Raw genomic sequence first — 8,500 nt, forward strand, 5'->3', positions numbered from 1 at the left:
GATAAATCCTCACGGTAAATCCGGGAAAGTCCCGGATGGTAACAAAAGCGTTCGAAGGCGTCAGCCGTCAAGTTCGCTGAAACCGGTAAGGAAATGTGGGCCGATGTAACGCTCGGGCAACTGGAACTCGTCGCGGTACTCGACCTGCACCAGATACAGGCCGAACGGATGCGCCGTCACCCCGCCGGAACGGCGAATCCGGCTCTCCAGCACTTCCTTCATCCACTCCACCGGACGCTCGCCAGCACCGATGGTCATCAGCACGCCGGCGATGTTGCGCACCATGTGGTGCAGGAAGGCGCTGGCGCGAATATCCAGCACGATCATCTTGCCGTGGCGCGTGACTCGCAGGTGATGCAGCTCTTTGATCGGCGACTTGGCCTGGCACTGGCCGGCTCGGAAAGCGCTGAAATCGTGCGTGCCCACCAGGTACCGGGCCGCTTCGGCCATGCGCTCGACGTCCAGTGGACGGTGGTTCCAGGTGATTTCCTCGTTCAGGTGCGCCGGACGGATCTGGTCGTTGTAGATCACATACCGATATCGCCGGGCAATGGCCTTGAACCGGGCATGAAAATGCGCCGGCATGACCTTGGCCCAACTGACGCTGACATCGTGCGGCAAATTGATATTGGCGCCCATGACCCAGGCTTTCATCGAACGCTCGACTTGCGTATCGAAGTGCACCACTTGGCCACACGCATGCACGCCGGCATCGGTACGCCCGGCGCACAGCAGCGAAACGGGAGAGTCGGCCACCTTCGACAAGGCGTTTTCGAGGGTTTCCTGCACCGTGAGCACGCCGGAGGCCTGGCGCTGCCAGCCACGATAACGCGAGCCCTTGTATTCAACGCCCAACGCGATCCGGAAAAAGCCGTCGGCCGCCATTTCGGCGGCCGGGTTATCTATGTTTGCCAAGGAGTGACAGCCTGCTGATGTACGCAAAGGGGGGCATTATAAGGCTGCCGAGCGGGGACGCCAGTACAACAGCAGGTACTGTGGCGAATCGGCTGTCGCCTTCGCGAGCAGGCTCGCTCCCACAGGGGGATTGGTGTCTGTGGGAGCGAGCCTGCTCGCGAAAGCGGCCTCGCAGACGCCATCGCATCACCGCGGCAAACAAAAACGGCAGCCTCAATGGGCTGCCGCTTTGCTTACAACCGACCGCTCAATCACTCAAGCCAGGCGCGCAAGCATCTCCTTCGCTTCGCTCTTCTGCCCGTCGTCGCCTTCGGTCACCACCTCGTTGAGGATGTCACGCGCGCCATCGTTATCGCCCATGTCGATGTAGGCCTGGGCCAGATCGAGCTTGGTGGCGACCTCGTCGGTACCGGACAGGAAATCGAATTCCGGCTCATCATCCACGGTTGCCAGGGCGTCATCCACCGTGAAGCTTGGCTCACTGATGCTCTGGGACAGGCTTTCCAATTCGGCGCTGACGTCATCCAGCTCAGTACCAAATGCCTGCTCAGGCGCCGGAACGTCCATCTCATCGGCCAGCGACAAATCGAAATCCGCCGGCAGGTCCAGATCGTCCAGGGTCACTTGTGGCACGTCCGGCGCTGGCGCCGCCGGCAGGTCCTTGACATCTTCATCCAGGCTCAGCAGGAAGTCGTCCTCGGCCAGGATCGCGGGCGTTGGCTCGCCACCGAGGTCCATATCCAGATCGAACTCCGACAGGTCATCGAGGTTTTCCTTGATTTCAGTCTGCTGCTGCAAGACCGACTCGAAGCTCAGGTCATCGTCCAGCGGGAAATCTTCCAGATCGGCCAGGGTTGTTTCCGGCTCAGGCTCAGGCTCAGGCGCTGGTACGGGTGCCGGCTCAACCGCGACCGGTGTTACCGGCGTGACATTTTCCAGGTCATCCAGACTCAAGTCGAACGCGCTGTCAAAATCGTCATCGAATGCAGCCGGCGCCTGAGGCTCGTCGAGCAACAGGTCCTTGACGTACTGTGCGTCCAGCTCGGCAGCAGCGGCGGCAGCGGCGATACCGCCCGCAGCGACCAGCGCCATGGCCGGGAAGCGGCTCTTGAGTTTTTCCACCTGGGCATAATTGTCGCCATTGGCGACCAACTGCCGCTCCTGGACCACGAACGCGTCGCGATCACCCTGCAAACCGTAGACTTCCATCAGCTTGAGGCGCAAATCGCTGCGTTGAGGCTCCTGCTTGACGCCCTCTTCAAGCAGCGCGGCAGCCTGGTTCAACCGACCGCCGTCGATGTGCGACTGCGCGCGACCCAACACATCGTCGGAATGCTCGGCGGCGGGCGATACCAGTGGCGCGGCAATCGGCGGCGTGACCACGACCGGAGCAATCACCGGAGCGGGGGCGGGGGCGGGAGCTGGCGCTGGAGTCGGTGCAGTGGCCAGTTTCGGGCTCGGTGGCGCATCCTCCAGGTCATCGAAGATGCCTTTTGACAGGTCAAGCTCGGAGGAAAACGCCTGCTCTTCGGCCAGGGCGCGGGCCATGCGCAGATGTTTCTCGGCTTCCTGCTGGGCTTTGCGGCGACGGGCCAGCAACAGCAGCAACAGCAACACCACCACTGCCCCGCCACCCGCCAGACCCAGCAGCCACGGATTGGTCAGCAACTCATTGAATTTCTGCTCATCGGAGGCTGCAGGTTTCGATTCGATCGGTGTTTCTGCCGGAGCCGCAGCAGGCGTCGCTTCAGCCGGAACAGGCGCGGGGGCCGTTGCTTCGGCCGGAACCGGAGCCGGCGCTTCGGCAGGCGTTGCCGCAGGATCAGCGGGCAGCTCAGCCGGGATCGCCGCAGCGGTCGCAGTTGTCGCAGGCGCTCCTGCCGCACCTTCGGCCTGCAATTTGGCCAGTTGGTTGTTCTTCAGCTCAATGAGGCGTTGCAGCTTGTCCATCTGGCTTTGCAGATCGGTCATGCGGCTTTTCAGTTCAGCACTGTCGCGGCGCTTGGTATCGAGACTTTCCTGGGTCACCGCCAGCTGGTTGTTCAAGGCCTTGGCATCGCCTGCGACGCCCTTGCCCTTGGCTTTTCCGGATTCGGCGGAAACCAGGCTCAGCTTGTCCTGGCCAGCTTGCGATGAAGTGGCTTCACCGCGACCCCGATTGGTGGCGTCAAGCTGCTGCTGGCCTGCTCCAGGCTTGGCGACATAACGACGCCCCTGACGCCAGGCGGTATTTTGTGCAGCCACTTCGGCGATGGCCTTCGATTGCGGCAAGCTCGTGCTTTGCGCCTGATCGGGCAGACGCAATACCTGGCCGGTTTTGAGCCGGTTGATGTTGCCATCGATGAAGGCATCCGGGTTCAGCGCCTGGATGGCTAGCATGGTTTGTTGAATCGAACCGCCATTACGCGCCTTCGCGGCGATTTCCCACAGGGTGTCGCGCCGCGTGGTGGTGTATTCGGACGGTTTGGTCGCGCCAGTGACGGGCGTGGTACCGGTTTGAACAGGTGCAGCTTGCGCAGCCGCGTCAGCGGTCTGCGGCGAGAATTTGGACGGATCGAGCAGCACGCTGTAATCGCGCAGCAGTCGACCGTTGGGCCACATCACCTGAACCAGGAATTTCACCATCGGTTCGGTCAGGGGTTTGCTGGAGGTGACGCGCAGGATGCTTTTGCCGCTGGCGTTGAGTACCGGAGTAAAGGTCAGGTCGTTGAGAAACGCCTGGCGGTCGACACCGGCCTTGGCGAAATCTTCAGGAGAAGCCAGGCTCGGCACCACTTCGGCAGCGGTGAGTTCCTTGACGTCGAGCAACTCGATTTCCGCCACCAGCGGCTGGTTCAGCGTCGACTTCAGGGTCAGTTCCCCGAGCCCGAGGGCATGCGCCATACCGGAGGACAGCGCCGAGGCGGCCGCTATTGCTAACACCAGTTTGCGAACTTGAACCATAGCTTATCCTTAGTTTTCACATTCCTCGGCCAGCGAGGCAGATAGCCGCTGCCGTAAGGCATTGCGCGCGGGCGAAGGTCGCCGCGCGCGATCGTTTCATGCATGCCCTGCAAAGCCCTTCAGGGCGGCTCGCCTTCGACATTACGGCCAAGCATGACGCTCGTTGGGAAGTATCTTTTACAGCAGGTCTTTTATCAACAACTCGGCGACCTGCACAGCATTGAGCGCCGCGCCTTTGCGTACGTTATCTGACGTCAGCCACACATTAAGTTCCGACGGTTCGTCGATCCCCAAGCGCACCCGACCAACGTAGACCACATCCTGCCCTACCGCATCGCCGACCGCCGTCGGGTAATCGCCGGCTTCCACCAACTCGATGCCGGGAGCGTCCTCGAGCGCGGCGTTGACCTTTGCCAGGTCGATATCGCTCGCACACTGCAAGGTCACGCTATAGCTATCGCCAAAAAACACCGGGGCTTGAATGCAAGTGACGGAAATCTTCAATGAAGGCAACGCCATGACTTGACGCAGTTCACGCACCAGGCGCTTTTCCAGCAGGGTATGGCCCTGTTCGTCCGGCTTGCCGACCTGGGCCAGCAGGTTAAAAGCCATCTGCCGGTCAAAGAAGGTTGGCTCCAGTGGGCGAACGTTCAGCAATTCGGCGGTTTGCCGGGCCAGCTCTGTCACGGCTTCGCGGCCCTGGGCCGATACTGCCAGGCAGGCGGTCAGGTTGATGCGTTGCAAATCGAGCAGCCCCAGCAGGGGTGCGAGCAGCACCGCCAGGGTGCTGGCCGCCGGGCTCGGGCTGCTGACCTGGAAGGGCTTTTTCAGGCCGGCCAGCACTGAAGCATTCGCTTCCGGGACCACCTGTGGCGCTTGCTCGGCCGGCAAGGCGCCAGACAGATCGATGATCGAGCAACCGGCCGCCGTGGCACGCGCGGTGTAACTCAATGTCACCGCTGGACCGGCGGCAAAAAATACTAACTGGACCTTGCCAAAATCGAACTCATCGACTTCACGCACCCGTACGTTCTTGCCGCGGTACGGCACCGAACTGCCGGCGGATTCACTGCTGGCCAGCAGATGCAGGCTGCCGATCGGAAAATCACGTTCTTCGAGGATCTGCACAAGCGTTTCGCCGACAGTACCGGTGGCGCCGATCACGGCAATATCAAGGGTCTGGCTCATGGTTTTACCTCTGGCGAAACGGGGGGAGCGGCACTTTACCGGGTGGGGGGCATGCAGGCAATTCTGCCGGATTTTGCTGTGGCTGTACCGACCCCTTCGCGGGCAAGCCCGCTCCCACAGTTGATTGCGGTCTGATGTGGAAGCGAGCCTGCTCGCGAAGGGGTCGGTATAAACACCCCATCAACATCAGATTGCCGGAATAAAAAAACCCGCACCTCTTTCAAGGCGCGGGTTCTTTCATGGCTTCAATCGATCAACGCTCGAGCAAGATCCGCAGCATGCGACGCAGCGGTTCGGCAGCGCCCCACAACAGCTGGTCGCCGACGGTGAACGCGCCGACGAACTGCGAGCCCATGTTCAGCTTGCGCAGGCGGCCAACCGGGATGTTCAGGGTGCCGGTAACCTTGTTCGGGCTCAGTTCCTGAATGCTGGTCTCACGGCTGTTCGGCACCAGCTTGACCCAAGGGTTGTGCTGGCTGATCAGCCCTTCGATATCGGCGATCGGTACATCTTTGTTCAGCTTGATGGTCAGCGCCTGGCTGTGGCAGCGCATGGCGCCGATGCGCACGCAGATGCCATCCACCGGGATCGGGCTCTTGAAGCGACCGAGGATTTTGTTGGTCTCGGCCTGGGCCTTCCACTCTTCACGGCTTTGACCGTTCGGCAGTTCCTTGTCGATCCACGGGATCAGGCTGCCAGCCAGCGGTACGCCGAAGTTTTCGGTCGGGTACGCGTCGCTGCGCATGGCTTCCGCCACACGACGATCGATGTCGAGGATCGCACTGGCCGGATCGGCCAGTTGATCGGCAACAGCGGCATGGGTCGCACCCATTTGCTTGATCAGTTCACGCATGTTCTGCGCGCCGGCACCGGAGGCCGCCTGATAAGTCATGGCGCTCATCCACTCCACCAGGCCAGCCTCGAACAGGCCGCCCAGGCCCATCAGCATCAGGCTGACGGTGCAGTTGCCACCGATGTAGTTCTTGGTGCCCGCGTCCAGCTGCTGATCGATGACCTTGCGGTTCACCGGGTCCAGCACGATGACGGCGTCATCCTGCATGCGCAGGCTGGAGGCGGCATCGATCCAGTAACCCTGCCAGCCGGCTTCGCGCAGTTTCGGGAAGACTTCGCTGGTGTAGTCGCCACCCTGGCAGGTCAGGATCACGTCGAGGGTCTTCAGCTCTTCAATGCTGTAAGCGTCCTTGAGCGGAGCAATGTCCTTGCCCACGGACGGGCCTTGGCCACCGACATTGGAAGTGGTGAAAAACACCGGCTCGATAAGATCGAAATCCTGCTCTTCCAGCATCCGCTGCATGAGCACGGAACCGACCATACCGCGCCAACCGATCAGACCTACACGTTTCATCGCAACTACACCTTCTTGAAATGTGGGCCGCTGCTTTAGGGGGTGAAATCAGGCAGCGGGCCCGAGAGATTACAGATTCCGCAGCGCGGCGACTACTGCGTCGCCCATTTCCTGCGTACCGACTTTAGTGCAACCGTTCGACCAGATGTCACCGGTGCGCAAGCCCTGGTCCAATACCAGGCTTACCGCTTTTTCGATGGCATCGGCGGCGGCCTGCTGGTTGAAGCTGTAGCGCAACATCATCGACACCGACAAAATGGTCGCCAACGGGTTGGCGATGCCTTTACCTGCGATGTCCGGTGCCGAACCGTGGCACGGCTCGTACATGCCTTTGTTATTGGTGTCCAGGGATGCCGACGGCAGCATGCCGATGGAACCGGTGAGCATCGACGCCTGGTCGGACAGGATATCGCCGAACATGTTGTCGGTGACGATCACGTCGAACTGCTTCGGTGCCCGCACCAGTTGCATGGCAGCGTTGTCGACGTACATGTGGCTCAGCTCGACTTGTGGGTAATCCTTGGCCACTTCCTCGACGATTTCACGCCACAGCTGGCTGGAGGCCAGCACGTTGGCCTTGTCCACCGAGCAGAGCTTCTTGCCGCGGACCATGGCCATGTCGAAACCGACACGGGCGATGCGGCGGATTTCGCTTTCGCTGTATGGCAGGGTGTCGTAGGACTGACGCTCGCCGTTTTCCAGGGTCCGGGTGCCACGTGGCGCGCCGAAGTAGATACCGCCGGTCAGCTCGCGAACGATCAGGATGTCCAGGCCGGCAACGATTTCCGGTTTCAGGCTGGAAGCCTCGGCCAGTTGCGGGTACAGGATCGCCGGACGCAGGTTGCCGAACAAGCCCAGTTGCGCACGAATTTTCAGCAGGCCGCGTTCAGGACGGATGTCACGCTCGATGGTGTCCCATTTCGGGCCGCCCACCGCGCCCAACAGTACGGCGTCCGCCGCGCGGGCACGCTCCAGGGTTTCATCGGCCAAAGGCACGCCGTGCTTGTCGATGGCCGCGCCACCGATCACGTCGTGACTCAGCTCGAAGCCCAGGGCGAACTTGTCGTTGGCCAGTTCCAGCACCTTGACCGCTTCGGCCATGATTTCCGGGCCAATACCGTCACCTGGGAGAATCAGAATCTGCTTGCTCATGCGTTCCTCATGTCATCAGTCGGTGCGCCCTCGGGCGCTCCCGGAAAAAGTCTGTTAGTCGCTTATCTTTCAGCCATCAGCACCAACACATCGGTACTGAACGATCCATCGGCTTCAATCTCAAAATATTCGCGCACTTCGTTACCCATCGACTGCTGCAACTCGCGGATCGCCGCGCGCATCACCTGTGGCGTGCGCATGCGCTCGACCCAGGAGCTGTACTCCAATCGCAGCCGCTGGCGGCTGGTGCTGCGGGTATGCAGCCCCGCCTCACTGACCTGGCGCAACCACTCACCGGCGCTATAGTCGCGCACATGGCTGGTGTCGCGCAGCACTTCGACGCTTTGCAGGTAAGTGTCGAACAATGGGCTGCCTGGTGACAACACGTCGATGAAAGCCGCTACGCCACCCGGTTTCAGCACCCGGCGCACTTCCCGCAAGGCCAGGCCGAGATCGCTCCAATGGTGCGCCGAATAGCGGCTGAAAACGAAATCGAACTCGCCATCGGCGAACGGCAGTCGCTCGGCGGCGCCGTTGACCGTGGTCACATTGTTCAAACCCCGATCAATGGCGGCGGCGGCGACCACGTCGAGCATTTGCTGCGACAGGTCGTAGGCCACCACTTCCTTGACCAGCGAGGCCACCTGAAAACTCACGTGACCGGCACCGCAGCCCAGGTCCAGGACCCGCGCCTCGCCCTGCCCCGCCAGTTCGGCCTGTAGCAGCGCAAATTCGGTGCCTTGAGCGTGTACGGCGCTGCTCAGGTAGGCCGCGGCCTGTTCACCGAATTGCTTTTGGACTACCTGGCTGTGCTGGGCGGTGCTGGTCATGGGGGACTTCCTTTTTGGGGTTGAGTCTTGTGGTGTTTGTTCGGGCCTCTTCGCGAGCAGGCTCGCTCCCACAGTGGAATGCATTTGGGGGCTCTTATACACATCT

6 protein-coding genes are annotated in these 8,500 nt (G+C 61.4%); all 6 read right to left on the minus strand.

Annotation, left to right across the window (positions count from 1 at the left end):
* Positions 1-60: 60 nt before the first annotated feature.
* A complete protein-coding gene (gene truA / locus AC3WWR_RS11510; RefSeq protein ID WP_033039317.1) occupies positions 61-885 on the minus strand; it encodes a tRNA pseudouridine(38-40) synthase TruA in 825 nt (274 codons plus the stop codon).
* Between the two features lie 285 nt (positions 886-1,170).
* Positions 1,171-3,858, minus strand: a complete 2,688-nt coding sequence (locus AC3WWR_RS11515; RefSeq protein WP_492598709.1) for a motility hub landmark protein FimV — start codon at positions 3,856-3,858, stop codon at positions 1,171-1,173.
* A gap of 177 nt (positions 3,859-4,035) precedes the next feature.
* Positions 4,036-5,046: an aspartate-semialdehyde dehydrogenase gene (locus AC3WWR_RS11520; RefSeq protein ID WP_020795487.1), complete on the minus strand. Its 1,011-nt coding sequence runs from the start codon at positions 5,044-5,046 to the stop codon at positions 4,036-4,038.
* 253 nt (positions 5,047-5,299) lie between these two features.
* Complete coding sequence (asd, locus tag AC3WWR_RS11525; RefSeq protein WP_007975660.1) at positions 5,300-6,412, minus strand: aspartate-semialdehyde dehydrogenase; 1,113 nt, start codon at positions 6,410-6,412, stop codon at positions 5,300-5,302.
* Between the two features lie 69 nt (positions 6,413-6,481).
* Positions 6,482-7,564, minus strand: a complete 1,083-nt coding sequence (gene leuB, locus AC3WWR_RS11530) for a 3-isopropylmalate dehydrogenase (RefSeq protein WP_083349498.1) — start codon at positions 7,562-7,564, stop codon at positions 6,482-6,484.
* 62 nt (positions 7,565-7,626) lie between these two features.
* Positions 7,627-8,394 carry a class I SAM-dependent methyltransferase gene (locus AC3WWR_RS11535; RefSeq protein ID WP_083349499.1) on the minus strand — a complete coding sequence of 256 codons (768 nt, stop codon included), beginning with the start codon at positions 8,392-8,394 and terminating at the stop codon, positions 7,627-7,629.
* Positions 8,395-8,500: the final 106 nt, after the last annotated feature.

It is taken from the genome of Pseudomonas sp. EB271-G4-1, from assembly GCF_058791355.1.

Excerpts from the sequence above, each read along its gene's own strand:
- truA (WP_033039317.1), bottom strand. The coding sequence starts at position 885 with ATGGCGGCCGACGGCTTTTTCCGGATCGCGTTGGGCGTTGAATACAAG.
- AC3WWR_RS11515 (WP_492598709.1), bottom strand. The coding sequence starts at position 3,858 with ATGGTTCAAGTTCGCAAACTGGTGTTAGCAATAGCGGCCGCCTCGGCG.
- AC3WWR_RS11520 (WP_020795487.1), bottom strand. The coding sequence starts at position 5,046 with ATGAGCCAGACCCTTGATATTGCCGTGATCGGCGCCACCGGTACTGTC.
- asd (WP_007975660.1), bottom strand. The coding sequence starts at position 6,412 with ATGAAACGTGTAGGTCTGATCGGTTGGCGCGGTATGGTCGGTTCCGTG.
- leuB (WP_083349498.1), bottom strand. The coding sequence starts at position 7,564 with ATGAGCAAGCAGATTCTGATTCTCCCAGGTGACGGTATTGGCCCGGAA.
- AC3WWR_RS11535 (WP_083349499.1), bottom strand. The coding sequence starts at position 8,394 with ATGACCAGCACCGCCCAGCACAGCCAGGTAGTCCAAAAGCAATTCGGT.